Below are 25,982 nucleotides of genomic sequence, written 5' to 3'. Positions count from 1 at the left end.
GTCGCCCCTGCCGACCGAACCCGCATCACCTCAAAGGCCGGATTGACCGGTATACGTGCAGTTGTCTCAGTATGGTGACCCCTGTTGACCGATCACCCCTGTACCAAGGACGCCTATGTCTGAGCCTCCTCTGCCTCCCGCCGCCCCCGAACGCCACGACGTCGGAAGCCATGGCAGGCCACGCCGCGGTAAACGTCGTCCGGTCAGCGTTCATGCCTTCCATCTGTGCATCTCCATCCTTCCCACAGCCCTTATGGCGTGCCTCGGGCTGATCGCGGTGACGGAACTGATCGTGGCGGGATCCTCGTCGCCGGAGGCTTGGCCGACACTGGCCGTCATTGCCGCGGGAGCGGTGGCCGTCATGTGCGCCACTATCGTCGCGGCGGACAAGGCGACTCGGCGGGAGCGTCAGATATTCGGCCGTTCGGCCTTCCGCCCCCCGGACTTGCAGCGACGACTCGGCGAGCTGGAGTCCTTGGTGTCCCGCGGCAGGCAAGAACTGCAGGGCCTGGCAGAGCGGATCGCGGCCGGCGGGGTTCTCGCACCACGCGGCGTCGAATTCCGGCCTGCAACGACCGGCGACCCCATCGCGCACCTTGTGCATGAAGTCCAGAAAGCTCAGGACGAGGCCTGGAACGCTGTGATCAACGCGGGGAGCCCGAAAATCAGCGGCGGCCCCGCGCAGCGAGTCGAGGTTTTTGTCAACCTTGCCCGGCGAATGCAGTCACTGACCCATCGGGCGATGAAGGGACTCGACGAGCTGGAGAACCAGGTCGAGGATCCGGAGCTGCTCAAGGGCCTGTTCAGGGTCGATCACCTCAATACTCGCCTGCGCCGACAGGCCGAAAGCCTCGCTGTGATCGGTGGGGCCGCCTCGCGGCGCCAGTGGAGCAGGCCGGTGACCGTGTACGAGGTCCTGCGCTCGGCCATCGCCGAGGTCGAGCACTACAACCGGGTCAAAGTGGTGCCGCCGGTCGATGGGACCCTGGACGGCGGCGCGGCCGCGGACGTCATCCATCTGCTCGCCGAGCTTGTTGAGAACGCGACCAAGTTCTCGCCGCCGCACACGCAGGTGCTCCTCCGCGTAGAAGCCGTAACCGCCGGCGTGGCCATCGAGGTCGAAGACCGCGGCCTCGGAATTCCTCGAGCAACCCAGCGTCGGCTGAACGATCTTTTCACCGATCCGGAACGAATCGACGTCGACGCATTGGTGGAGGACGGCCGTATCGGGCTGCTCGTGGTATCCGCCCTCTCACGTCGGCACAAAGTCGTTGTCAGGCTGCAGACCAACCTCTACGGCGGCACCCAGGCCATCGTCGTGATCCCGAATGAGTTGATCGGTTCAGAAACGCAGGAGACTGTCGCACGACAGGCAACGCCACCCGAGTTCGCCGAACCCGCGCCGGCGCTACGGGCCGGTACGCCAGGCGCGCGTTCTTCGTCGATGCCTTTCTCCGGTTCTGGACAGGACCCCATACAGACCCCGGTGCTGAGCGACCACGATGCCGGTGTCCGCCCTGACGGTCCGTCCGAGGCTTGGCGGAAACAGAGCGCCGGCCCGCCCGCCCGGCAAACGCGCGGGCGGACCGACCTCGGCTCTCGGAGAGGTGACGGCCGACGCCCGGAACTGCCGAGACGTCGTCCTCAGGCGAACATGGCGCCCGAACTCCTCAATGCTCCCGCACCTTTGGATGACGATGCGGACATCAGCCACGATCACGGGCTGATGGCGGCATTCAAGAAGGGGATGCGTATTGGCCAGGACGAAGACCTGAACGATGAGACTGGTAACACCGGTTCGTAGAACACCACAAACCTAGAAGGAGCGTCCCATTGAGCGCCGTCTCTTCGAACCAGACTCCGGACCTCGCCTGGCTGCTGGAGGGTCTGTCCCGGGAGGTCCCTGCCATTCGTGGCAGTGTGCTGCTGTCCTCCGACGGATTGATGAAAGCCACCTACGGCCTGGACCGTGACAGCTCAGAATATCTCGCGGCACTCGCCTCCGGACTATTTTCCATGGCACGGAGCGCCTGCAACAAATTCGATGGCGGCAACGAAGTCCGCCAGGTCGTGGCAGAACTCAAGTCCAGTCAGCTGTTCATCTCGTGGGCCGGTTACAACTCGGTTCTCGCGGTGCTGGCGAAGGGAGACGCCGACCCGGCTGTCGTCGGTCTTGAGATGGCTCGGCTGATCAAGGCCGTTAGGCCCTTCCTGGACACAGCGACCCGCCCGTCGGCAACTGGCCCTGGTGGCAGGATCCGATGAACATGACAGCCGGTGACGATGAAGTATGGCTTGATGACGAAGCCGGCCCGTTAATACGCCCATACACAGTGAACGCGGGCCGCACCCGCCCAACTGTTGAATTGGGTCTGCTCTCATTGGTGGTCACAACGGGCCGGGCCAGCCCGGGCGTTGATCCGGAACACGTCAAGGTGCTCGAGCTGTGCCAGACACCTATCTCGGTCGCCGAGGTGGCGGCGTACATACGACTTCCTGTAATGGTTACCAAGGTCCTCCTCGCCGATTTAGTGGACTGCGGGGCCATAGCTACCTGGGCATCGTCTTCTTCCTCCAGCCACGTCGCCGACCGAGTTCTCTTGGAGAAGCTGCTCGATGGTCTACAACGAATCTGAGGTTCCCCCCACCCAGGTCAAAATTCTGATCGCGGGTGGATTCGGCGTCGGAAAGACGACCTACGTCGCCGCGACGAGCGAGATCGAGCCACTGAATACAGAGGAGCTCATCACTACGGCCAGCGTGGGTATCGACAATATCAGCAGGACGGAGGAAAAGTCCACAACCACCGTTGCATTTGACTTCGGCCGCATCACCATTCAGCAGCATAATATCGTACTCTACCTGTTCGGAACGCCTGGGCAGGAGCGCTTCTGGTTCATGTGGGACGAGCTGTCCGACGGAGCTCTTGGTGCCATTGTGCTGGCTGACACCCGTCGGCTGCAGGAATGTTTCGCCGCCGTCGACTTCTTCGAGAATCGTGGCATCCCATTCCTCGTCGCGGTCAACGAGTTCGATGATGCGTTCCCCTATGAACCGGAAGAGGTGCGAGCCGCACTCGAACTCGACTCACGCGTGCCGATCGTGTTGTGCGACGCACGGGATACCCGGTCCGCCACATCGGTGCTTCGGTCCCTGATCCAGCATATTCTCGCCGACGCCCCTTCACCTTCCGCCTGATCCATTTTCGCATAATTCATCGCAGACCTGTCCGCACACGGAGACCTCCATGATGCATGGCCACGCCCTCTGGCCGACCTTGTGATGCCCGCCGAACGTTGTCAATGGACCCTGAGATTGGCTCAGGCGCAAAGTGTGTGGCGCGGTCACGGATCGGGGCAGAGAGCTATGTCCGAGAACCTTCGCTGCGGCCAGGTCGTAGATGTCTCCGGCGTCGCGAGTATCATCCCGCACGCGAAGATCAAAACGGCGTATTAATGATCTGCGAGCCCTAACTCCCCGGCATTTGAGCTAGGCCCTCCACCGGGAGACTCAACAAATCGTCCCACAACGGACTGTACCTGTGTGAGATTAAGCACTTGGGTGCGGCTCGCCCAATGTGGGCCGCGACCACACAAGCCGGTCCTTTGTCGGCGCCAGCGAGGAGCGCGCATGCCCACTCTCAGCGGTTTGGTGAGTCGGCCCGAATTGGGCCTGCGGTTCGTGGACAGCGACGACGCGGTTCGGTATGGCGGGAGGCCCGTGGCGGCGGTCGTCGAGGGGACGTGGGCGGCGAGCGCGGGAGCCGGCACGCCGATTCACGCGCTGAACGATGTGCTGCTCGTCCGGCCGACCGGGCCGCGCATCGATTGGCCAGCCGTCGCGAACGCCGCCGGAGTGATTCTTGCGGGAGCCAACGGAGATGACGCCCTGTCGGAATCGCTGGTGGCCGCCAGAGAACACGACGTCCCGCTGCTCACAGTGCCGGGTGACGTGCCGCATGTATGGGCCCGAATCCACTACGTGATCCGCCAGGAACAGCAGCGCGAGCTCCACGAGCACACCGATCAACTGAAGGAGATGCAGCGCATCGTGCTGCAGTCAGATGGCCTCAGCCGTCTTCTGCAATGGCTCGCCCGGCAGATATCCGGGCACGCGGTCCTGGTCGACCCCGCCGGTTCTCTGCTTTACGCCTTCCCCGGGCCCTCGGTGGAGCTCTTCTCCCGGGCGGAGAAGGATATCCGCCGCGTCGTCACCAAGCAGGCGCGATCAGCTGCCATCAGCCTGGGCACGCAGGTCGCCCACATCATGTCCATCGGCAGCCAGGAGCCGAACCCGGTTCTCCTCGTCGCCCGGGACGGACCGTTCCCCTCTCGGATGCGGAGCCTGGTGTCCGACGCTGCGGGCCTGCTGTGGCTTCGGTGGCGGCTGGAAGCGCTCGGCCGACACTCGCACCAGGTCGATCTGGCGGAGTCGCACAGCCGCGAGGCGGTCCTGCATCTGCTCATGCTCGGCCACGTCCAGGCGGCACGACGCGTCACCAAGGCTTTGGGGTCGCGGCTCCCCGATCTCACCCGCGTTTACATCGTGGAGTGCCCGGCGAGCCGCAGAGGTGATTACGCCAGGAGGTGCGCCGAGGTCACCGAGGGCCGCGCGTGGATCGTGCGCTGTCCCGTCTATGCCCGCCATCTCATCGTCCTGGCCCCGGCCGACTCAGAAGAGGCGGACAACCCGCTGGACCAGGCGTTGCGTGCCCTGGTAGCGAGCAACCCGGGGTGCTACGTCGGAGCCGGGCGACTCGTGGACCTGCGTGATGTGGCTGCGGGATATCAGCAGGCGTTTCATGCGCTCGCGGTCGCCAGGGCAATCGACGCGCGGTGCGCGACATTCAGTTCGCGCGAAGACGTAACATCGCTGCTGGGCGCGGGAGGCCACCAATGGGCGGCCAGATCACTGCGCCTGCTGCTGGATTATCGGCCCGAACGCCGCCAGGATCCCGACGCCGAGGAGCTGAAGGGGACTCTCACGTCCTGGCTCACCTTCTTCAGCGGAGCGACGCGTCAGCTGAAGGTCCACCGCAACACGCTGTCCGCCCGGCTGCGCCACATCGAGCGACTCCTGAGCTGTGATCTGAACGATCTCGAAACCCAGGCGGAGATCCAGCTCGCGCTGCGCCTCCTCGCTCAGCCGTCACGACCCGACAGCGACGAACCCGGCGAAGTGACGCTGGACGCGCTCCTCGACACTACGGCGGCATTCCACTGGGCGGAGTCGTATCTCACCCCGCTACACGGGGTCGACGCGCGTCTTCTCGAGACCTTACAGACCTGGCTGAGGAGCAATGCCCGGCTGGACACGACCGCCTCGGTGCTGGGACTGTCCGTGCCGGCCACGCGCAAGCGCCTGATCCGCATCGAAGAAATCCTTGCCCGGTCTTTGCTGAATGCGCCTTCCGCGAGGCACGAACTTGTGCTCGCCTTCCGCATATTGGATCCAGCCAGGCTGTCACGGCAGGACCGCCAGGCCACGGCTTCTCTCCGGACGGAAGGCATTCACGCCAGGCTGACCGAGCAGCATGAAACCGGCTGACCGCATCACTGTGCAGATAGAAACCGGAAGAACTGCCATCGATCGCCCTACCATCGAAGTGGCCATAACAATCGATTGGGTGCCCCGAGCTCGGCGGTGATAGATGATCCAGGGAACAACGGAACGGACCACGTCCTGCGAATGGCACCTGGACGGCTTTAAGCCGATCGTCGCACGTCGAACCGTGGAAAACATCCTGTCGCTCTGGGGTGTACATGCGGAAACCATCGAGGAGGCCAAGTTGATCACCTCCGAGGTGGCCACCAACGCCGCCAAACATGTGCATCCCGAGCTACGAAGAGCGGGCTTCATCCACTTTTGCATTTACCTATCCGGTGACACCCTGCGTTTCGAGATCTCTGATCCCGACCCGCGCCCACCCCTGTTGATCCGAGCCGCACACGACGATGAGCAATATCGCGGACTGATTATTGTGGACGGCCTTGCAAAGGATTGGGGCTTCGAGGTGGCACCATCGAGCATCGGCAAGGTCATCTGGTGGACGCAGATCCTCTCGCGCGCCAGTGATACCAATAAATAGCTTCCAGGGAGCTCCATGTCCCACCACCTAGACTCACCACTTGCCCGCCAGGACAAGCGCCTTGACATCAGCGATGTCTATCTTTTCCGAGGGACATCGGGAACCGTCTTCGTCATCAATGTGAACCCGCTCTCCGGGTCTGACGGCTTCCATCCTGAAGCGCTCTACGAGTTCAAGGTTGATGCTGATGGCGACGCGGTCGAGGACATCACCTACCGGGCCACCTTCGGCCCCGGCGAAGCCGATGGCAGGCAGTCGATCGAGCTTCGCAGGCTGGAAGGGCCGGACGCGCGGAACCGCGACGCCACCGGGGTGATCGTGGCCACGGGACGGACCGACGAGGAGATCGTCGGCGAGGATGGAGTACGCGTCTGGGCAGGGCTGGCCGGCGATCCCTTCTTCATCGACGGCTCGGTCGTCGGGGCCGTCGTGACGGCCGTCACCACCGGCAGCCCGCTCAACCTGGACGGCTGGGACCGCGACAACCCGGAGAACGTCTTCGGCGGCACCAACGTCAGCGCCATTGTGCTCGAGGTGCCGGACACCGCGTTCGAGACGACCTCCATCGGCTTCTGGGGGACGAGCGTCCTGCCCACCGACGCCGGCGGCTGGCGCCAGATCAACCGATGCGCGCAGCCACTGGTCAACACCATCTTCAATCCGGACGACACCGAACGCTCCAGCGAATACAACACCACCCAGCCGCGCGAGGATCGCGCCATCTACGGGGCGCTCGCAGAAAAGCTGGTCGCGGACGTGGTCAGAGCCATGGGCACCCACCAGAACCCCTCTGGCCATGGTCGCCACGTTCGCGACCTGATCTTTCCCGACATTCTCCGCTACGAGATCGGAACCACGGCGGAGTTCTCTCCCAGCAGGCGTAACGGCCGCAGCCTGACGGACTGCACACCGGAAGTCATGTTCGGGCTCGTGCTCAACACGCCGATCGCGATGGGCCTCGACCCCAACTCAGCCACGGGAACGCTCCGCACGGGCTTCCCTTATCTCTCCCCGCCCTTGCTGGTGGCACCGGCGCCCTGACCCCCATCCTCCGGTGGACTCGCCGCATCGTTCATCGAGAACGCCATTCACGCGAACGGCGGTTTAGCGCATGCATATCGGCACCGCGCAAATGATCCAGGACAAACGCGCCGCGACCATCGACCAGTTCCGGGCAGCCAACCCCCAGCGCTTCACCCGCCGACCGTCCCTGCCCAAGATCCCCCGCTGTGACGTGGATCAAGGTCGCCGCTGTGTTCACGATTACCAAGATTCCAGCCGTAGCCTACGGAAGTGTCGCTGCGCTGACCGCGCTCGGTGCGTGCTCGTACGCCCCGTCACGCGTCGTCAGCACCCGGCACTGCCGGACATGCAATGTGCGCGGAAAGCGGCATGAACTCCCATCAAACGGCATCGCGCGGCACTAAATGATCTTGCTTCTAATAGATTTTCAGCACAGCGAACTCCACGTATTGGATTCCCATGGCCGGCGCTGCCCCGCTCGCCAGCCGGCGGCATTGGAGCGGTAGTCCGGCGGACGTGCCCGTACAGGCGTTTCCTATTCCTATGGGCAGTGAGTGGGGAATTGTCGTCATTTTCTACTCTTGGTGCGCGGGCAGGCACTAGCCGCGTGCGCAACCAGCTCTGGCGTCCGCTGGGCCACTCGCGTCAGTACGGGGCCGGCCGCGCTGTGGGCGACCACCGTAACTGGCTCGCCGCCGCCGATCCGCTTGATCTGCGAAGTCAGCAACTCGGCCGCATGGTCGAGACTCACGTCCGCCACGGGCGAAACCTCTGTGCTGATCGCCTCGGGGTTGTACGGCTGTTTAGTGAGCCACTGAGGACGGCGGGCGTACAGCCCGTGCCCCGCCATGTCCACCGCAGCGGCCAGACGCCTGGCGGCCACCACATGGGGGACGACTTCACTCCAGCACCAGGAGCCGTGCCAAAAACCGTGAACGAACACCAGCGTGGAGGTGGGGGACATAAATGCTCCTTGGTGGCGCCTATGTCAAGGCTCGTGGGGATCGGGTGAACGGTGGCCTGGTGTGGCGGCGTATCGGATCGGTGTCTCGCGGTGATGGGTTGCGTGGATGCAGTATCCGGCGGCGTCGTAGACCGCGTCCGCGATGGCGATCTCTGCGAGTTTTTACACCGGGGCGGAGCGGCCTCGTCGTCCACACTGTCGACGCCCATCCGTCGGCGACCTCAGCGGGCTGGGGTGTGGTTCGCGGCGCGGTCGAGGAGTTCGTTCAGCAAGGCCCGCTCGCCCAGGCTGTACAGGTCGGGCACCTCGCCGAGTACGGCCTTCAGGGCCACGGCGCGCTGGGCCGCGCTCGGGGGGATGCCGGTCGGGGCCGCCGTGGTGATCGACGCGATGATGGCCTCGCGCAGACGGTCGGGGAGGGCGGGATCGCGCTCCTCGGGAGGTGTCCCGATGAGGTTGAGCGTGAGGCCGACGCCCGCGGCGTGCACCATGCTTACGGCGGTCTCGACGCCGACCGAGAGCAGGCCCGCGACGGCGATGCGTTCGACCAGCAGGCGAAGCCGCTCCAGCGCCTGCTCGGTGGTGCGCCTCCGGGACCCGGGAGTGGGCTGGCCGTACATGAGCAGGTAGTGCGCCGAGTTCTCCAGGCCGAAGCCGATGTGCGTGTCCCAGCCGCGGCGCAGATCCTCCACAGGGTCATCGGAGAGCGTCTGGTTGTGCTTCTGCGCGAGGTAGCGCGCGAATCCATCGGCCGCGACCGCTTCGAGCAGCCCGTTCATGTCGGCGAAGAGGCGGTAGAGCGTGGGTGCCTGCACGCCGGCCGCCGCGCTGACGGTGCGCGTCGTCACTCCTTCGCGGCCCTTGTCGCGGAGCAGCCCGGTCGCGGCGTCGATGACGCGTTGGCGAACCTCTTCCCGATCACTCACGAATCGATGCTAACAGAAAACTGATATCGATAGTTGCGATATCAGTGATCATTCATTAGCGTTAGCGTCGCTATCGATACCAGTCAGGGGGTGGCCATGAACCGATCGCCGACCACAAGATCCGTACCGATGCTCCTGCTCGCGGGAGCCGTGACTGTCAGCCTCGCAGCGTGCATGACGACCGGCACCGAGTCCGGCGCCGCCGCGACCCGGCCGAGCTCACCGGCGACGGCGTCGCCGAGCATCAGTAGGTCGTCATCGGCGCTGGAGGAACGCACGGAGTTGGTGACCGGGCTGCAGGCGCCCTGGGGCCTGACGTTCCTCCCGGACGGTTCCGCATTGGTCTCCTTGCGGCTGTCCGGAGAGATCGTCCGCATCCCACCGGACGGTGGCGCGGCCCAGCCCGTCGGCAGGGTGCCGGGCGTCGTGACCAGCGCCGAGGGCGGGCTGCTCGGCCTCGCCACCTCGCCGCGGTTCGACTCCGACCCGACCGTCTTCGCGTACGTGTCCGGCTCGTCCACCAACCGCGTGGTCGCGCTCCGGATCGCCCCCGACTACCGCTCACTCACCCAGACCCGCGTGCTGATCGACGGCATTCAGACGGCGGATCGGCACCACGGCGGCCGGTTGCGCATAGGGCCGGACGGCAACCTGTGGATCGGCACCGGCGACGCGTTCCTCCCCGAGAACGCCGCCGACGACGCATCACTGAACGGCAAGATCCTGCGGATCCGTACCGACGGCACGATCCCCGCCGACAATCCGTCCGGCACCGCCATCTACTCCGGCGGACACCGTAACGTCCAGGGCATCACGTTCGGCCCCGACGACACCATGTACGCCTCCGAGCTAGGCCATCGCACCTGGGACGAGGTGAACGTGCTCACCCCGGGCACGGACTACGGCTGGCCCGAGACCGAGGGCGTCGCCGGCGACACCGGCCGACCGCCCCTCTTCACCCTCCATCCCGACGACGCCTCCCCCTCGGGAATCGCCTACGCCGACGGCTCCTTGTGGATGGGCGCCCTCGGCGGGCAGCGTCTCTGGCAACTCCCCGTCCAGGGACCGCGCGCGGCCGGCGAGCCGATCACGCACTTCGTCGGCGAATACGGCCGCATCCGCACCGTCGAGGTGGCCCCGGATGGCGCCCTGTGGATCGTCACGTCCAACACCGACCAGGCCACTTGGGGCGGCACCGACCCCCGCCCCGGCGACGACCGCATCGTCCGCATCGAACTGCCCGTACAGAACTGACGACAGCGCCGAAGAAGGGAACGACACATCATGAAGATCACCGCAAACACCGTGCTGGTGGCCGGTGGCACCTCCGGCATCGGGCGCGGCCCGGCCGTCCGACTCCACCAAGCGGGCAACCGCGTGATCGTCGCCGAGCGGCGCCGCGAACTGCTCGGCGAGATCGTCGCGGCGCCCCCCGGGATGGACGCCGAGACGTTCGACGTCACCGGCCACGCCTCGGTCCGCCGGCTGTCCGAGACGGTGACCGCGAAGCACCCGGATCTCAACGTCCTGGTCGCGATGGCCGGCATCATGCTCCCCGAGCAGGTGCTCCACCCGGACTCGCCCGAGGTCCCGGGAGCATGACCATGACCGGCAAGACCGTACTGATCACCGGCGGGACCAGCGGCATCGGCGCCCACACCGCGCGGTTGCTCCTCGACCGCGGCCACCGCGTGGCCGTCACCGGCCGCGACGAAACCAAGCTCAAGGCCTTCCTCGACGAGGCCGGCCGCCCCGACCGGCTGCTGGGCCTCATCGCGGACGCGGCCGACTGGCAGGCCACCCATTCCGCCGTGACCCGCACCGTGGAGCGCTTCGGCGCCCTGCACGCCGCGGTGGCCAACGCCGGATTCACCTCCGGCGACTACCAGCGCACCGCAGGTGCGACCCTCAGCGACGGCGATCCGACGCTGTGGCCGCCCATGGTCCTCACCAACGTCCTCGGCCCCGCCCTGCTGGCCAAGGCCGCCCTGCCCCACCTTGAAGCCACCGGCGGGCGGCTGGTGCTCATCGGAAGCGTCGCCGGGCTGAAGAACACCCCCGCCAACCTCTACTCGGCCACCAAGTGGGCCGTCACCGGACTCGCCGAGAACCTGCGGATGCACGCCACCACCCGCGGCATCGGTATCACCCTCATCAATCCCGGCATGACCGACACCCCCTTCTGGCCAGGCGACAGCGCACCCTTGTTCGCCCTGGCTCCCGAGCCCGTCGCCGAGGCCATCTGCTTCGCCCTCGACCAACCAGCAGGCGTCGACCTCAACACCCTGACCATCCGACCGATCGGACAGCCCATATGACCACAGCGCCCGGTATATCAACTTAACGACCGGTCTTGGTTGTTGAGGGGTCAGTGGCTGCCGGGAGTGAGCCGGCCTTCGACGGCCATCTGGAAAGCGTTCAACGGTGCCTCGCGTACGCGGGGGTCGGCGAGCCCGCCTCAGGCGCGTGCACGTCCGCGTTCAGCCAGAGGGAGACCGCCGCGTGCCGCAGATCGTACGGCCGGGCGGCCGGCGGTGAGGCGACCTGGTCAGGGGTGAGCGCGAACGTTCGGGCTTGCTTCCAGACCTTGGCGACGGCCGAGCCGGATAGCACGCTCCCTGTCGAACCGCGAAACAGCAGGCCATCCTCGCCTGCATTCCGGGTGGCCGAGACGTTAGGCTGCGTGGCGGCGAGAACGTAGCTGAGGCGAGGGGCGGCGGTTGGCAGGGGAAGCCGCGGGGCTGCTGGAGCGTTACGGCCGCAAGTACGCCTCCGCGGTGCGCCTCGCGACGCTGGTGCCCATCTGCGCCATCGCCCCGTTCCGGGCGCCGGGCGAGCATCTGGTGAGCACCGCGGTCGTGGTCGCCGTCGCGGCGGCCTGGACATGCGGGTTCGCGTGGTGGCTGCGGGCGGGGCGGGGCAGCGCGCTCGTCGCCCTCGACGTGGCCGTCATGATCGGGCTGTTCGGCACCGTCTTCTGGACCGGCGCCGTGGAGGACTTGAACACGGGGTGGCTGCGGCTGCTGGTCACCTTCGCCTGCATGACCTATCAGTGGCACACCTCGCCGAGGGTGGGCGGGGTGGCCGCGCTCACTGCCGTGGGCGGGGCGGTGGTGATCCTCCTGGCGGCGGGGGCGTGGGAGGTGGACTCCAGCCTGGTCACGGCAACGATGCTGGTGCTGCCGGGCACCGCGCTCGGCCGAGTGGCCTGGATCTTCATGAACCGTGCGGCGAAACGGACCGAAGCTCTGGCGGACGAGGCGCTGCGGACGCGTGGGGAGGCGCTGCGGGCCGCGGGCGTGCGCGCCGAGGAGCGCGAGCAGGTCAACTCGCTGCACGACACGGCGGCGACGACCCTGCTGATGGTGGGCCTGGGGCAGGTGCGCTCGGACGCCGGCTGGCTGGCCCCGCAGGCGCGGCGTGACCTGGGCCGGCTGCGTTCTCTCGGCGGGCGGGCGCCCGAGGAGACCGACCTCGTCGATCTGCTGCGCGCCGACCTCGCCGTCACGCACCTGAGCGTGGACTTCGACGGCCCCGACCGGCTGCGTCTCCCGTTCGGCGTCGTCAGGGCGATCACCGACGCGGCGGGCGAGGCCCTCGCCAACGTGCGCCGCCACTCGGGCACCACCCGCGCGATCGTCCGGCTCAGCGGCGACGCGCGGGCGCTGCGGCTCGACGTCGCCGACGAGGGGCGGGGGTTCACGCCGCACGACGTGCCGGGGACCCGGCGCGGCATGCGCGAGTCCATACACGGCAGGATGGAACGCGTCGGCGGCACGGCCACGATCACCTCCGCCGCCGGCGAGGGAACCCGGGTCCGACTCGAATGGCACGCCGCCGACGCTGCGGGTGAAGCTCCCGCCGGTGACGCCGTGAGGAGCGACGCCGGGCCGGACGGCGTGCCGGCGGTGAGCTGGGCCATGGCGAATGACCCCGTGGAGGAGTCGGCGCGGGCGCAACTGGGGCGGGGCCTGCGGATCACGACGCTGTTCGTCGCCATGGTGTGCGTGTTCGGGCTCGCGCTCCCCACCGTCATACGCTACCTCCCCTCCTATGACACGCCGCTCGCACAGATCGGCGCCTTCGCGGCGCTCGGGGTCGTGCTGATCGCGGAGGCCGTGCTGGTCGTCCGCCGGCGATCGTGGGGCCGGTGGCGCGGCCCGGTCATCGCGGTCGTGCTCGCCGTCTCCCTGCTGTCGTACGTGGCCCTTCCGGACGGGCGCACGTCGACCGGTGAGGACTGGATGTTCGCCGCGGCCACCTGGCCGGGACTCATCGTGGTGCTGGACCGTCCGCTGCGTTCCGCAGTGCTGTTCATGGCGGCCCACGAACTCGTCGCGCTGTTCCACCTGGTCGTGCTCGAAGGGGCCACCCTTGTGACGCTGGCCCGGTTCGCGACCGGGTCCGTCACCGTGATCGGCTACCCGCTGTTCCTGGCGGTACTGGCGACCGTGCTGGCCGGCCTCGGCACGGCGGCGGTGGCCGCGCGCAGGGAGATCGAGCAGGTACGCGTCGCCGAAGCCGTCGTCGGCGAGTCGCACCGCCGCAGGCAACAGCGCTTCGCCGAGCTGTCGGTCACCACCGTGCCGCTGCTGGAAGGGCTCGCCGACGGCTCACTCGACCCCGAGAACCCGCTGGTCCAGCGGCGCTGCGCCATCGAGGCGGCCCGCATGCGCCGCCTGTTCGCCGAGTCCGACGAGGCCGCCAACCCCCTGCTGCACGAGCTGCGCCACTGCATCGACGTCGCCGACCGCAAGGGCGTCGTGGTGGAACTCGACTCACGCGGCCAATGGTCGACACCGCCGGTTCAGGTCAGACGAGACCTCACAGAAGCGGTCCTCGTCGGCCTCGCCACCGCCGTCTCCCGCGCCCGCGTCACCGTCGTGGGCAGCTCCGCGCTGGTGTCGGTCAGCGTGATCGCCGACTGTGGCGCGGTCGACGTGCCGGCACCGGCCACGCCGGGCGTCCGTGTCGAAGCCCTGACCAGCGGCGACACGGCCTGGATGGAGGCTCAATGGCAGCCGGAGACCTGACGCCACCGTCACTGATAGCGCGACACTCCCAGCGGCGGGCGGAAGGCGTCCTCCACCCTGTGCCGCTCGAATATTGAGTTAGGACCGACCAGAGTCCCCGCCGCCGCCGGCGGTGCGGTGGCGGTGGCGGCGGATGGCGTGGTGGCCGGGCCTTCTACGCTGGGCGCTGAGCCGCCGGCCTCGGCGGCGACCGGCCGCGCGGGGAGCCACGGCAACATGATCTCGGCCTGGCGCCTGGGGTCATCGCGGTGTGGGGGTGAAGCGGACCGCGTCGGCGCGGTGGTTGCCGGCGCCGCTGACGGAGAGGGTCACCGAGGCGAGGCCGTCGAAGGGCCAGGTGCCAAGAGAGTGCCACTGGCCACCCGAGGAGGTCTGGTCGACGACTACGTCCTGGCCGCCGGCCCGGTAGGCCGCCTGCTTGGCGCTGGTCGTGTGCGCGGGGTACCAGACGGCCACCTCGTACGAGCCGGAGGGCAGGCGCGCCGTCCAGGTGGCCGTCGAGCCCTCGGTCGTGCTGAACCGGGTACCGGAGCCGTCGAAGCCCTTGAGGCTGCTCGAGGACCAGGTTCCGGTCTCCCGGTACGGCGGCGTGTCCGAGCAGGTCGGCGGGCCGCCCTCGTTGGTCACGACGACCGGGCCGGAGGAAGCGGGGGGCACCACCGTGTGGGGCTCGGAGAGGGGACCGGTGCCGGCCGCGTTCATCGCCGCGACCCGGTAGACGCCGGGGGCTACGGTGAGGCCGGTCGCCCCGGTCGTGCTTCCGGCCACGGCCGAGTAGCAGCCGCCGGTCACGACGTATCCGCGGGCGCCCTCGACCGGCGTCCACGACAGCGTGGCGCCCTGGTGCGACAGTCCGGAGGGCGCGGCCGGGACCTCGGTCTCGACCGGGAACGGGTGCGCCGCCGTGCCGCCGCCCGACAGCACGTACTGGTGTCCCCGGGCCACGGGGAAGCGGATCGCGCCGGTCTTGGAGTCCACGGTGAAGGACACCCGGCGGCCGGTCCTGGCGTCGGTGACGACCAGCTTGGCGGGGTCCCAGCCGGTGTTCGCGTTGACGATCCGGGTGCCCTGGGCGTCGAAGACCGAGCCCCGCGCGATCGGGTACACCTCCGCACCGGAGCGCGTGATCAGTACGCCCTTGCCGCCCACGAACACCGGCAGCCGGTCCATCCCGATCGGGTGGTCCGTCAGGGTCCGCGGCCCCTGGTACACCGCGCCGGTCTCGTAGTCGATCCACTTGCCCGCGGGCAGGTGGACGTCCCGCGTCTGCGCGGTATCGAAGTCCCGCCCGAACAGCGGCGCGGCCAGCAGCGACTCGCCGAGCATCCACTCGTGGCCGACGGAACCGGGGACGGCGTCGGGGTAGGCGATGGACAACGGCGTCATCGCGTACGGGAAGCCGGACTCGTGGCCGTCGAGCACCGCGTCGTAGATGTAGGGGTGGAGCGAGTCGTGCCAGAGCGTCATCCGCTTCACCGACGCGGCCAGCTCGGGGTCCTCCAGTTCCCAGGGTCCCTTGCCGAAGGTCATGACCGGCGTCAGCGCGGCGAACTGCGCGTTGCGCCAGAAGTAGCGCCGGTAGGACGGGTCGGTCAGCGAGGCCCGGGGGGTGCCGCCCACGATGTCGGGGGACACGTTGCCGGGGCCGCTGGCGGCGATGTTGAGCAGGTTCACCGGCATCCGGTCGGGGTCCTCGTGGAAGGCCTCGCCGCGGCCGTAGATCGTGTCGTTGATGCGCACCCAGTCGCCGGGCACCGAGTAGGCGGCGTTGCGGACGACGACGAGGTCGCCGGCGTCGTGCAGCGCCTTCTGCAAGGCGTTCCAGTTGCCGTCGCGGTTCAGGTTGGGCGCGTACAGCATGGTGTCCTCCTTCAAACCGTCCACGCCCCACTTGCGGCTCTGCGCCACGAACCACTGCACGGCCTTCGGGTTCGCGCCGTCCAGCACGTACGTCTCGCCCGCCGGGAACTGCGCCTTGGTGACCTTGACCGGGAGGAAGTAGCCCTTGGCCAGGGCCTCGGCGGTGAACGGGCCGTCGTTGGCCGTGGGCTCCACCTTGAAGTTGTTACGCGCGCCGAGCAGCAGGGCCATACCGCTGTCCGCGAACAGCCTCTTCAGCGCGTCCGGGTCGGGGTAGCGCGGGTTGGGCAGGCCGTCGTCGCGGCCCGGCTCGTGCACCGAGTCCCACATGCCGAAGCTGTTCGTCGTCCCCTCGGACTTGTTTCCGCGCGGGCCCGGCCAGAACCCGGAGCCCACCACGCCCCACCGGAGCGGGTAGCCGTGGTCCTTGAACGCCTTGACAGTCTCGGTCACCGACGACTGGTAGGTGTTCCAGGCCAGCGCGCCGTACGCCTCCCAACCCAGCCCGAACATCTCCGGCCGCGGCCGGACGTCGGCGTAGCCGTGCCGGTGCCTCGCGTCGCGGTAGTCGGCGTAGATCCGCTTCAGGTCGGTGGCGGCGAAGTAGTACAGGCCCTGCGCGGGCTCGGTGCTGCCCAGCCGGTTCTCCGAGGTGGTGAGGCCGACCCGCTTCTGCCCCTCGTCGAAGAGCACCTCGGCGAACTTCTGCCGGGGGAAGACCACGAAGGTGGAGATGAACCGCTTGCAACTGCCCTCGTTGGTGAGGTTGTCCAGGACGATGCCGGTCAGCTCCGTCGTCCGGCGCGCCTCGACCTGGCCGCTGCACGGGGTGCCCTGGTCGGGCTGCCCGTCGGCGTGCGCGCCGTAGTCGCCGAGCCCGTACGCGGGCGCCACCGGGCCGGTGCGGAAGTCCGCGCCCCGGTCGGCGGTGATCTTCACATGACGGGCGGACGGGTGCACCTTCACCCGCACCTTCGCGCCGGTCTCCAGGGTGACGTCGAGCACGGCCGTGCCCGCCGCCTTGCCGGCGAGTTCGGTGGTGGTGGCGTCCGCGTCGCCGACGCGCAGGCCAGACTCGGCGTGGGCGGGAGCGATCACGGTGCCGTCGCGCCGGGCGAAGGAGTACCGGAAGCGGGCTTTCTGGATGGTCATGCGGTAGGTGTCGCCGGTGATGACGATGGTGTCGCCGGTGTCGGCGATCGGACCGGAGGCGGCCTGCGCCGGTACGGCCGGCGCCACGGTGGCGAGCAAGGCGAACAGGACGAGGGGGATGAGCGAGGGGAAGCGACGCATGAGTCGTCCTCGGGGGGTCGGTTCGGGCATGTGCGCGGCTGGTGCGGGGCCGCGCGGGATCGCGCCGAAGGCGCCCACGCTCGCAGCCCGGGGAAACCGCCGGAGGGCGGGAACCGGGGACCGGGCATGCGAGCATGGACCGTGCACCACTGTCGTGACGGGCAGGGGGTGTCAGGGGCCCCCGGTGCAAGCGGGACCGCGGAATTGCCGTCCCGCGGAACACGCCCGCTACCGGGCGGTCTTCCTATTTCTGCAGGCCCTTGGCGGTCTCGGTGGCCTTTGCCAGTGCCTCCTTCGCGGAGGAGTCGCCGACGAGCACGGCCTGTACCTGTTCGGCGATGGCCGTCTCGATCTGGGCGTAGCCGGCGTACCGCCAGAAGGGGTTCGCGGTCGCGGTCTTGGTGATCTTCTCGGTCCACTCGGTGGTGAACGCGTCACCGGACACCTTGGGGTCGGCCAGGCCGGCGGCGGTCGTCGGCGGCAGCTTCACCTTCTCGAAGAAGGTGGCGACCGTGGCGGTGTCGGAGGTGGCGTGCGCGGCGAACGCCGCGGCGGCGTCGGCGCCCTCGCCCTCGACCACGGCGATCACGTGCCCCCACAGCAGGGCCTGCGGCGAGTCGCCCGCCTTCAGCACGGGCCGGGACAGCGGCGCCATCTTGGCCGTCAGCGACTTGTCCGGCGCCTGGCTCTCCACCACGCCGCGCGCGATGATCGCGTCGTCGTAGAAGGCGGCCTTGCCCTGGGCGAACAGCGCGCGCGCGTCGAAGCGGTCCACGTCCGGCGCGATCAGCTTGGCGTCGTAGAGCTTCTTGTACCACTCCACGGCCGCCACCGACGGGTCGTCGCCGACCGTGATCTGATCCTCGGCCAGCAGCGGGCTGCCGAACGTCCGCATCCACGGCAGGATGTCCTTGAGCTGGGCCGCCTTGGTGGCGGCGGCGTACGGGATCACGCCGTCGAGCGCGGCCACCTTGCGCAGGGCCGCCTCGAACTCCGCCACGGTGGCGGGCATGCCGTCCACTCCGGCCTTCTCCAGCAGCCCGGTGTTGGCGATGAGGCCGATCGAGCCGGTCGTCCAGGGCAGCCCGAGCTGCTTGCCGCCGGTCTGGCCGCTGGACAGCGCCACGTCCGTGTAGCCGCCCTTGGCAGCCGGCGTGGCGAGGTCGCGCAGCCTGCCCATCGCGGCCAGCGCGCCCAGCCACGCGACGTCGAGCTGGATCGCCCCGGTGAGCTGCCCGCCGCGCAGCTTCAGGGTCACTTGGTTGAGGTACTCGTTGTACGGGAACGAGGCCGTAGTGATCTTGACGCCGTTGCTGCCGGCGTAGCCGTCCACGATGGCCTGCACCGCGGCCTTCTGCGCCTCCTCGTTCAGCGACCAGGAAGTGAAGCCGAAGGACTTGGCGGCGGTGTCACCCTGGGGGGCGCCGCCGGAGGCGTCGGGGGCGCAGGCCGCCAGCGCGGTCACCCCAAGGGTGGACAGGCCGAGCAGCCGCAGGGCGTCCCGGCGGTTGAGCGTGTTCATTTGGTCTCCTATCCCTTGACCGCGCCGGCCGTGAGCCCGCCCACCAGGTATCGCTGCAGGAACATGAACGCGGCGATGACCGGAAGCGAGACGACGAACGACGCGGCCATGAGGTCTGGCCAGGCGGTTTGGAACTCACCGAGGTAGGTGTGCACCAGCCCCGGCGGCAGGGTCTGCCGCGCGGGGTCGGCGAGGGTGAGGGCGAAGACGAAGTCGTTCCACGCGCGGACGAACGCGAACAGGCCCGCGGCGATCAGCCCCGGCGCGGCGAGCGGAAGCGCGATCGTGTGCAGCGTCCGCCACCGGGAGGCACCGTCGATCGCCGCCGCCTCCATGAGCGTGGACGGCACGGTGTCGAAGATGCCCTTCAGCATCCACACGCACAGCGGCAGCGTGAACGTGGTGAACGACAGGATCAGCGCGGTGTAGCTGCCCAGCAGGCCGGTGGCGCTGAACAGGGCGTACAGGGTGACCAGCAGCAGCGCCTGTGGGAAGAGCTGCGAGGCCAGCACGAGATGCATGAGCGACTTGCGGCCGCGGTAGCGGAACTTGGAGAAGGCGTAGGCCATGTAGGCCGACACGATCACGCTGAGGATCGCGGTGATCACCGACACGATCACGCTGTTCGCCAGGTACTGGAACAGTTGCCGGTTCTCCGCCAGCCGGGTGAAGTGCTCGAAGGTGATCTCGGTCGGGATCAGCGACGGCGGGAAGCTGAAGGCCCGGTCGTCGGGGGTGAGCGCCGTGACCACCAGCCAGTAGATCGGGGCCAGGCCGAACAGGCCGATGACGACGACGGCGATCCAGGCCGCCACGCGGGAGCGGTTGACGGGCGATCTCCGCCTGGTCCGGGCCGTGGGCACGGACGCGCTCAGGGTCACCGTCACGAAGCCTCCTTGCGCAGGTAGAGCACCATGAGCATGAGTAGCAGCACCATCCACAGCCCGCCCAGGGCGGTGGCGTGGCCCAGGTCGAACCCCTTGAACGCCGTGTCGTAGACGGCCACCGCGAACGTCTTGGTGGCGCCGGCGGGGCCGCCGCCGGTGAGCACGTAGATGGTGTCGAAGTGCTGGAAGTTCCAGATGAACTCCAGGAGGAAAACGATCCCGGCGATGCCCTTCATGTGCGGCACCGTGACCGACCTGAACCGGCGGATCGCGCCTGCGCCGTCCACCGCGGCGGCCTCGTGCAGCTCGCGGGGCATCGTCTGCAGCCCGGCCAGGAGCATGACCATCATCCAGGGGAAGCTGGCCCACGTCTTGGTGACGATCACCGCGGCCATCGCCGTGCCGGGCTGTCCCAGCCAGCTGATCTCGGTCCCCAGCAGCCCGTTGAGTACGCCGTAGTTCGCGTTGAAGATCCACAGCCACAGGAAGGACACGACCACGCCGGGGATCACCCAGGGGAACAGGAACAGCCCGCGCAGGAAGCCCGGCAGCCCGGAGTTCAGCGCCAGGGCCAGCACGTACCCGAGCAGGAACGGGATCACGGTCGCGCCGAGGGTGAAGACCAGCGTGTTGCGCAGCACCGGCCAGAAGTCCCCGCCGAGCAGGTCGGCGAAGTTGGCCAGGCCGACGAAGGTACGGCCGGGGCGGACCAGGCTCTGCTCGAAGAAGCCGGTGACCAGCGCGGCCACCAGGGGATAGGCGATGATCGCGAGGAACAGCGCCACGCCCGGCGCCATCAGTAACCAGGCGAACTGCCCGTTGGTCAGCTTCCTCATGTCCGGCTGCCCAGCAGGTGCGCCGGGCCGACGTAACCCAGGCCGATGCTGACGGAGTCGGCGGTCTCGATGATCGTCCTGGCCAGTTCGGCCTCGCGGGCCGGCAGGCCGATCGTCGACAGCGGCCCGGAAATGGAGATCGCCGCCACGACCGCGCCGGACCGGTCGCGGATCGGCGCGGCCACGCACGCACGGCCGAAGGCCAACTCCTCGACCTCGGTCGCGTAACCGCGGCCGAGCACGGTGGCCAGCTCCTCGTCCAGGTGGTCGTGGCCGCTGATCGTGCTCGGGGTGAAGGGCGGCATCGCGGGCAGCAGCGAGCGGCGTTCCGCGGCGGACAGGCCGAGCAGCAGGCACTTGCCGATGCCGGTGGCGTACAGCGGCTTGCGCTGGCCGGTCAGCACATAGGAGCGCGGGGCCAGCCTGCCCTCGAAGTTGGCCAGGTAGAACATCGAGTCGTCCTGTCTGATCGCCACGTTCACGCCCAGACCGAGGGCCGCGGCAAGGTCCTGCGCGATCTGCCGCGCCTCGCGGTGGACCGGGTGCTGGTTCAACGCCACCCCGCCGAGCGTGATCGGCGCGGTGCCGAGCCGGTACAGGCCGCTCACCTCGTCGCGCTCCACGAACTCCAGCGTCTCCAGCGTGGCGAGCAGCCGGGACGCGGTGGATGTGCCCAGCCCGGTGGCCTTCGCGACGTCTGACACGCGTAGCTCGGGGCGACCGGTCAGGAACGCCCGCAGCACGGAGATCGCCCGTTCTACGCTCTGATTATTTCCCTGATCGGAAGCCATCCTGTCTCCATTGCAATAGCCTTGCACTATGTGGGATCGTTGCGCACATGTCGCAAATCCGTCAAGTGCGCTGCTTCCCGGTGAAGATCCGGCATGAGGCCGCCTACTTGGGCACCCCGCCACAGGAGGAGGGCTACTTCGTGCGCCCGCCGTGGCGCAGCCTCTACTCCGCCCGGTTCGAGACGCTGCTCGTCTCGGTCACTTGCGACGACGGCACCACGGGCTGGGGCGAGGCGCTGGCCCCGGTCGCCCCTGAGGTGCCGGCGGCCATCGTCGACAGGCTGCTCGCCCCTGCGCTGATCGGCCAGGATCCCACCCGGGTCAGACCGCTGTGGGACCGGCTGACCGGCCTGATGCGCGAGCGCGGTCACCTGACCGGGCACCAGGCCGACGCGCTCGCGGCCGTCGACATCGCCCTGTGGGACCTGACCGGCAAGATCACCGGGTTGAGCGTTGCGTCCCTGCTCGGCGGCGCGTTCACCGAGACCGTTCCCGTGTACGTGAGCGGTCTGCCCCGCCCGTCCGACGCCGAACGGGCCGCCCTGGCCAAGGAGTGGGCCGCCAAGGGCGCGACCGCGGTGAAGCTCCACCTCGGCCACGGCGTCGAGGAGGACCTGGCCACCGTGGACGCGGTCGCCGCCGCCGGGCTGAAGGTCGCCGTCGACGCCCACTGGGTCTACGACGTGCCCTCGGCCGTACGGCTGGCGCGCGGCCTGGCCGAGCGGGGAGCGCTGTTCCTGGAGGCCCCGCTCGCGCCCGAGGACGTCGAGGGGCACCGGGAGCTGGCGCGGCGGGCCGAGCTGCCGATCGCCGTGGGCGAGACGCTGCGCAATCGCTACGAGTTCGCGCACTGGCTCTCGCGCCGCGCGCTGGGCCTGGCCCAGCCGGACGTCGGGCGTACCGGGATCACCGAGCTGATGTCCATCGCCGAGCTGGCCGCGGCCCACCACGTGCCGGTGGCGCCACACCACTCGACCGGGCTGGGCGTCGCCCTCGCGGCGGGACTGCACGTCAGCGCGGCCCTGGGGAACCTGGCGTTCTTCGAGTACCAGCCCACCACCTGCGAAGTAGCCGGCGCGATCCTCACCGCGCCGCTGCCCGGCGGCCCCGGTGGCTTCCCCCTCCCCGCCGGTCCCGGCCTGGGCGTGGAGGTCGACATCACCACCCTGGAAGAGGAGTCGTAAGTGCCCATATCCGGACTTATCCCGATCCTTGCCACGCCATTCACCGCAGCCGGCGAGCTGGACGTGCCGAGCCTGCGCAGGCTGACCGAGTGGCAGCTCGCCTCCGGCGCCGACGGCGTCGCGGTGTTCGGCATGGCCAGCGAGGGCTTCGCGCTCACCACGGCCGAGCGCGCGAGGATCCTGGCCGAGGTGCGCCGGGCGGCCGGATCCGCCCCGGTGGTCGCCGGAGTCGGCTCGACCAGCACGGCGACCGCGCTGGAGCAGGCCCTGGCCGCGGCGGAAGGGGGCGCGGACGCCCTGATGGTGCTCCCGCCGTACCTCGTCAAGGCCACGCCGGGACAGCTCACCGACTTCTACGGCGAGATCGCCGCGCGGGCGGGGATCGACGTGATGGTGCAGGACGCCCCCGGCGCCACCGGGGTGTCCATGCCCGAGTCCCTGATCGTGGAGCTGAGCAAGCTGGACGGCGTCACCTCGGTCAAGATCGAGGCTCCGCCGACCGCGCCCAAGGTGGGCGCGGTCGCCGCCAGAGTGGGCGGCGACTTCGCGGTGTTCGGCGGCCAGAACGCGCTGTTCTGCCTGGAGGAGTACGCCAGAGGAGCGGTCGGCACCATGCCGGCGTGCGAGTTCACCGACCTGCTCGCCCCGATCCTGCAGGCACCCGGGCAGGACGCCTTCGCCAGGTTGCTCCCGCTGATCCGCTTCGGCATGCAGCCGGGCATCGCCTGGGCGGTGCACAAGGAGGTGCTGGTGCGCCGCGGCCTGATCGAGTCGGCGGCCGTCCGCTCGCCGGCCCAGCCGCTCGACCCCGGCAGCCGGGCCGCGCTGGACGAGGTCCTGGCCGCCCTGCCGGAGCTGGGGGCCGCATGACCGCCCTGCTCGCCGGCGGCAACTCGCCGATCGTCGCACTGGAGTACGGACCGGCCGGGATCAGGGCGAACGTCGTCGCGCCGGGCCTGATCGGCGGTGAGGGGCTGGAGAACGCCGCGGACGGCTACCCGATCGGCCGCACCGGCACCCCGCGGGACGTGGCCGAAGCGGTCGCCTTCCTGGCCTCGCGGCGTGCGCCGTATGCCTCCTCGTGTGGAGAAGCCTGACCGTCAGGGCCAAATATCCGGGTTCCACTGTGACCAGCAATCCTCCCTCATGTTTATGCGGATGAGGGCGGTCTGCTCCACGATCCCGTCCGTGGCCCACAGCTCGGCGACGTACACGGCGGGCGGAGCCGGTGCGATCGATACGTGGACGAACCCGAGGATGGTGTTGCCGTAATTCTCTCCGGGCCAGATCGCGCCGCCGTTGCTGTATGAGCCGGGAGGCAGGTTCCGAATCCCGAGCGTGATCTTGTTCTCCCACTTCCCGTAAACAGGAGCGAGGAAGTACGTATTGGGATGGCCACCGGGCGCGCACATGCGCTGCCCGTCGCCGCGCAGCTCCCACGTCGCTTCGATCGTGGTCGCCGAGGCCGGTAAGGCGCCGGACAGCGTCAGCGCCAGGCCGGCGGTGACGCCGAGCAGCAGCCTGAGGGCACATCGGATTGATCTCACAGAACCTCCCGAACATAAAGTGTGAAAACGCTTGACACCTTCTATCCAATTGGTTGCGAATTCAAGAGTTGAAGTTTTATCAATCACCGTGGGTGGCATGCGGCCTGGCCTGTCACCCTCGCGCTCGTGAAAGTTTCAATTCCGAAAGCTTTCGATGTACTGGTGGCATTACGGTGAGCGACCTGTACCGCGCACACCTTCGCTGACGTCCGGTCTCGGGATCGACACAACCGAATCTCCTGCTGACCGCAAATGAGCCTTTGCCATCTGCGCCACGTCAACGACGGCAGGAGCAGGCGCGAGAGCTTCTCAAGCTCAACATTCAGCCTTGTCTTGTCGGATCCGTGTCGTCGCGTCCTTGGATGGCTGCCGCCAGGGAAAAGATGTCTCCAGAATCAGGGATACAGGCGTTGTCGGTCTCGCGACCCGAGGCTGGCCTGATCGGCGGCGGTACGGCCGGCCGCCCAGCCCTCCCGGTCCCAGGACGTGCGGACCGCGTGCGAGACCAGGTTCGGGAACATGCGCTCGACCGCCTGCTCCACCTCCTGTTCGCGGGCCGCCAGCACCGGCACCAGGTCGGTGCCCCGGCTGGCGCTCTCCTGCGAGACCGCGGCCGCCGTGGCCTCGGCGAGCCGCTCCCCGATCCTGGAGGCGAACGCCGACAGGAACGACTGGCGGAACGTCTTATTCCTCGACTGGCCGGTGCCGTGCTTCTTGGTGCCCGAGTTCACCAGCGCGGTCTGCGCCTGCACCAGCAGCGAGGTGAACAGCACCTCCACCCAGGACAGGTCCGCCCAGAACCCCAGCACGGTGGCGAACCCCAGCTCCTTCGACCAGATCACCCGGCACCTGTTGGCCTCGGCGATGAGGTCGAGCAGCACGGCCTTGGGCTGCTCGTACGGCGCGTCGATGCCGACCCGGATGCCCGCCGGGGCCTCACCTCCGCCTGGCTGCGCGTCCAGCATCGCCGCGTCGATGCTGTACTTCGCCATCAAGCTCTGCGCCGCCGACGTGAACGTCTCCGCCTCCGCCTCGTACGTCGTCGACTCCGCCTTGGCAAGCAACGCCCGCACCCGCGCGAACGTCTTCTCGCTGACCGCGTGCGAGCGTGCCTGGACCGTACGGCGAGCGGCCCCGGGCCGCGGGCTCAACGACTCCAGCAGCGGCAGCCCGGTCAGCAACCCCAGCAGTTCCAGCACACCGGAGACGGTCACCAGCCGGCTGGCCCCGTCGCGCGCCTGCCGCGCCGCCAGGTAGCCGCCCTTCCACCACACCGCGGCCTCCAGGCCGGCGAGTTGGTCGCGCCAGCGCTCATCCACCGTGGCCGGCGCGTAGGCCCGCATCTCCCAGGCGATGAGGTCAGCCGCCGCCCGCCCGTGCCAGTCGGTCAGCCGCCTGGCCGCGATCCTGACCACGTCGGCGGGCTGCCAGCCGTTCCGCCACAACCCCGAGATCGCGCGGGTCACAACCTCCACCAGCACGCGATCGGCGTCGTCCCGGTCGGCCAGGAAGGCGGCGGCGGAGTCGAAGGCGGCCTGGTCCTCGCGGACAAGGGCCTCCATCGCCGCGCCGATCAGCTCATCAGCCTTATTCACGTGCCGTCCACCTTAAAGAAAGTCCGCCAGAACCCTACCGAACCATCACCCCCGGCAACCCATGCTCGCGTCAGTCGCCGGCGAGCCTGCATAGAAGACGATCAAGGAAAGCTTCAGGTTCCTTCGGCTTGTCGATCTCTTCCGCCCAAGCTGCGCGGGTGAGCCCTCATTGCAAGGTGGTCGTGTACCTGATCGGTGAGAGCCTTGCGATGAACACCGACTATCCCACTGTGCAGAGAGAGCTTCAGAAAGTTTCAAGACGTCATTCTTACTGTATATAGGGTATGAAGTGCGCAAACTTGTCCGGGAGGCCTCGAAAGATTTCGAGCATTATTGACAAATTTCGGGTACGTTTCCACACTGAGTCATCGAGGCGGCCTCCCTGCCAGGTCGGTGGACACGGCAGGGTTCGCCGCCTCTGACGCTCTGGTGG

24 protein-coding genes are annotated in these 25,982 nt (G+C 68.4%); 14 read left to right on the top strand and 10 right to left on the bottom strand.

Going from position 1 to position 25,982, the window contains the following annotated elements; all coding sequences use genetic code 11:
- Window positions 1–115 precede the first annotated feature (115 nt).
- The 7 genes from MBA17_RS24745 (at window position 116) to MBA17_RS24715 (ending at window position 7,129) form a co-directional block, all read left to right on the top strand.
- Entirely contained in the window at window positions 116–1,804 is a 1,689-nt protein-coding gene (locus tag MBA17_RS24745; RefSeq protein ID WP_238498950.1) for a sensor histidine kinase, read from the top strand.
- A gap of 29 nt (window positions 1,805–1,833) precedes the next feature.
- Window positions 1,834–2,265: a roadblock/LC7 domain-containing protein gene (locus MBA17_RS24740; RefSeq protein ID WP_238498949.1), complete on the top strand. Its 432-nt coding sequence runs from the start codon at window positions 1,834–1,836 to the stop codon at window positions 2,263–2,265.
- Complete coding sequence (locus MBA17_RS24735) at window positions 2,262–2,636, top strand: DUF742 domain-containing protein (protein ID WP_238498948.1); 375 nt, start codon at window positions 2,262–2,264, stop codon at window positions 2,634–2,636. The genes MBA17_RS24740 and MBA17_RS24735 overlap by 4 nt, the downstream gene beginning before the upstream one ends.
- Entirely contained in the window at window positions 2,617–3,198 is a 582-nt protein-coding gene (locus MBA17_RS24730) for a GTP-binding protein (RefSeq protein WP_238498947.1), read from the top strand. Before MBA17_RS24735 ends, MBA17_RS24730 begins: the two co-directional genes overlap by 20 nt.
- Window positions 3,199–3,630: 432 nt before the next feature.
- Window positions 3,631–5,547: a PucR family transcriptional regulator gene (locus tag MBA17_RS24725; protein ID WP_238498946.1), complete on the top strand. Its 1,917-nt coding sequence runs from the start codon at window positions 3,631–3,633 to the stop codon at window positions 5,545–5,547.
- A gap of 103 nt (window positions 5,548–5,650) precedes the next feature.
- A complete protein-coding gene (locus tag MBA17_RS24720) occupies window positions 5,651–6,088 on the top strand; it encodes an ATP-binding protein (RefSeq protein ID WP_238498945.1) in 438 nt (145 codons plus the stop codon).
- A gap of 15 nt (window positions 6,089–6,103) precedes the next feature.
- Window positions 6,104–7,129, top strand: coding sequence for a DUF4331 family protein (locus MBA17_RS24715; protein WP_238498944.1), 1,026 nt, complete (start codon window positions 6,104–6,106; stop codon window positions 7,127–7,129).
- A 550-nt stretch (window positions 7,130–7,679) separates the two neighbouring features.
- Here the strand turns inward: MBA17_RS24715 and MBA17_RS24710 are convergent.
- Window positions 7,680–8,075 carry an alpha/beta fold hydrolase gene (locus MBA17_RS24710; protein ID WP_238498943.1) on the bottom strand — a complete coding sequence of 132 codons (396 nt, stop codon included), beginning with the start codon at window positions 8,073–8,075 and terminating at the stop codon, window positions 7,680–7,682.
- A gap of 221 nt (window positions 8,076–8,296) precedes the next feature.
- Complete coding sequence (locus tag MBA17_RS24705) at window positions 8,297–9,001, bottom strand: TetR/AcrR family transcriptional regulator (RefSeq protein ID WP_238498942.1); 705 nt, start codon at window positions 8,999–9,001, stop codon at window positions 8,297–8,299.
- A 174-nt stretch (window positions 9,002–9,175) separates the two neighbouring features.
- Between MBA17_RS24705 and MBA17_RS24700 the strand changes: the two genes are divergently transcribed.
- The 3 genes from MBA17_RS24700 to MBA17_RS24690 are packed head-to-tail and all read left to right on the top strand — an operon-like array spanning window position 9,176 to window position 11,319.
- Entirely contained in the window at window positions 9,176–10,255 is a 1,080-nt protein-coding gene (locus MBA17_RS24700) for a PQQ-dependent sugar dehydrogenase (protein WP_238498941.1), read from the top strand.
- A 30-nt stretch (window positions 10,256–10,285) separates the two neighbouring features.
- Complete coding sequence (locus MBA17_RS24695) at window positions 10,286–10,603, top strand: SDR family NAD(P)-dependent oxidoreductase (protein ID WP_238498940.1); 318 nt, start codon at window positions 10,286–10,288, stop codon at window positions 10,601–10,603.
- Window positions 10,604–10,605: 2 nt separating this feature from the next.
- Complete coding sequence (locus MBA17_RS24690; protein WP_238498939.1) at window positions 10,606–11,319, top strand: SDR family oxidoreductase; 714 nt, start codon at window positions 10,606–10,608, stop codon at window positions 11,317–11,319.
- Window positions 11,320–11,419: 100 nt separating this feature from the next.
- On the opposite strand, the gene MBA17_RS24685 is transcribed toward MBA17_RS24690, so the two are convergent.
- Window positions 11,420–11,614, bottom strand: coding sequence for a hypothetical protein (locus MBA17_RS24685; protein WP_455432838.1), 195 nt, complete (start codon window positions 11,612–11,614; stop codon window positions 11,420–11,422).
- A 107-nt stretch (window positions 11,615–11,721) separates the two neighbouring features.
- Between MBA17_RS24685 and MBA17_RS24680 the strand changes: the two genes are divergently transcribed.
- Entirely contained in the window at window positions 11,722–14,034 is a 2,313-nt protein-coding gene (locus tag MBA17_RS24680; RefSeq protein WP_238499030.1) for an ATP-binding protein, read from the top strand.
- Window positions 14,035–14,274: 240 nt separating this feature from the next.
- On the opposite strand, the gene MBA17_RS24675 is transcribed toward MBA17_RS24680, so the two are convergent.
- The 5 genes from MBA17_RS24675 to MBA17_RS24655 all read right to left on the bottom strand — a co-directional run bounded on the left by MBA17_RS24675 (window position 14,275) and on the right by MBA17_RS24655 (window position 21,223).
- Window positions 14,275–17,187 carry a golvesin C-terminal-like domain-containing protein gene (locus MBA17_RS24675; protein ID WP_238498938.1) on the bottom strand — a complete coding sequence of 971 codons (2,913 nt, stop codon included), beginning with the start codon at window positions 17,185–17,187 and terminating at the stop codon, window positions 14,275–14,277.
- A gap of 244 nt (window positions 17,188–17,431) precedes the next feature.
- Window positions 17,432–18,709, bottom strand: a complete 1,278-nt coding sequence (locus MBA17_RS24670) for an ABC transporter substrate-binding protein (protein WP_238498937.1) — start codon at window positions 18,707–18,709, stop codon at window positions 17,432–17,434.
- Between the two features lie 8 nt (window positions 18,710–18,717).
- On the bottom strand, window positions 18,718–19,596 hold the full coding sequence (locus MBA17_RS24665; protein WP_238498936.1) for a carbohydrate ABC transporter permease: 879 nt from the start codon (window positions 19,594–19,596) through the stop codon (window positions 18,718–18,720).
- Entirely contained in the window at window positions 19,593–20,432 is an 840-nt protein-coding gene (locus MBA17_RS24660; RefSeq protein WP_238498935.1) for a carbohydrate ABC transporter permease, read from the bottom strand. Before MBA17_RS24660 ends, MBA17_RS24665 begins: the two co-directional genes overlap by 4 nt.
- On the bottom strand, window positions 20,429–21,223 hold the full coding sequence (locus tag MBA17_RS24655; protein WP_238498934.1) for an IclR family transcriptional regulator: 795 nt from the start codon (window positions 21,221–21,223) through the stop codon (window positions 20,429–20,431). Before MBA17_RS24655 ends, MBA17_RS24660 begins: the two co-directional genes overlap by 4 nt.
- A 47-nt stretch (window positions 21,224–21,270) precedes the next feature.
- Here MBA17_RS24655 and MBA17_RS24650 point away from each other — a divergent pair, with 47 nt between their 5' ends.
- From MBA17_RS24650 to MBA17_RS24640, 3 genes are read left to right on the top strand one after another with little or no spacing between them, the layout of a single operon-like run.
- Entirely contained in the window at window positions 21,271–22,407 is a 1,137-nt protein-coding gene (locus tag MBA17_RS24650) for a mandelate racemase/muconate lactonizing enzyme family protein (protein WP_238498933.1), read from the top strand.
- A complete protein-coding gene (locus MBA17_RS24645) occupies window positions 22,408–23,277 on the top strand; it encodes a dihydrodipicolinate synthase family protein (protein ID WP_238498932.1) in 870 nt (289 codons plus the stop codon).
- Complete coding sequence (locus MBA17_RS24640; protein ID WP_238498931.1) at window positions 23,274–23,504, top strand: SDR family oxidoreductase; 231 nt, start codon at window positions 23,274–23,276, stop codon at window positions 23,502–23,504. Before MBA17_RS24645 ends, MBA17_RS24640 begins: the two co-directional genes overlap by 4 nt.
- Window positions 23,505–23,507: 3 nt before the next feature.
- Here MBA17_RS24640 and MBA17_RS24635 read toward each other — a convergent pair whose 3' ends face one another.
- Together MBA17_RS24635 and MBA17_RS24630 are read right to left on the bottom strand one after the other, a co-directional pair.
- The gene (locus tag MBA17_RS24635; RefSeq protein WP_238498930.1) at window positions 23,508–23,954 is read right to left on the bottom strand and encodes a DUF5980 family protein; all 447 of its coding nucleotides are present in this window, start codon (window positions 23,952–23,954) and stop codon (window positions 23,508–23,510) included.
- 395 nt (window positions 23,955–24,349) lie between these two features.
- Window positions 24,350–25,549, bottom strand: coding sequence for a DUF2786 domain-containing protein (locus tag MBA17_RS24630; protein WP_238498929.1), 1,200 nt, complete (start codon window positions 25,547–25,549; stop codon window positions 24,350–24,352).
- Window positions 25,550–25,982: the final 433 nt, after the last annotated feature.

It is taken from the genome of Dolomitihabitans soli (genome assembly GCF_022213955.1).
GTDB classification, from domain to species: domain Bacteria; phylum Actinomycetota; class Actinomycetes; order Streptosporangiales; family Streptosporangiaceae; genus Streptosporangium_A; species Streptosporangium_A soli.
Note: the sequence above shows the minus strand (reverse complement) of the source record. Positions and strands in the feature narration are given on the sequence as shown.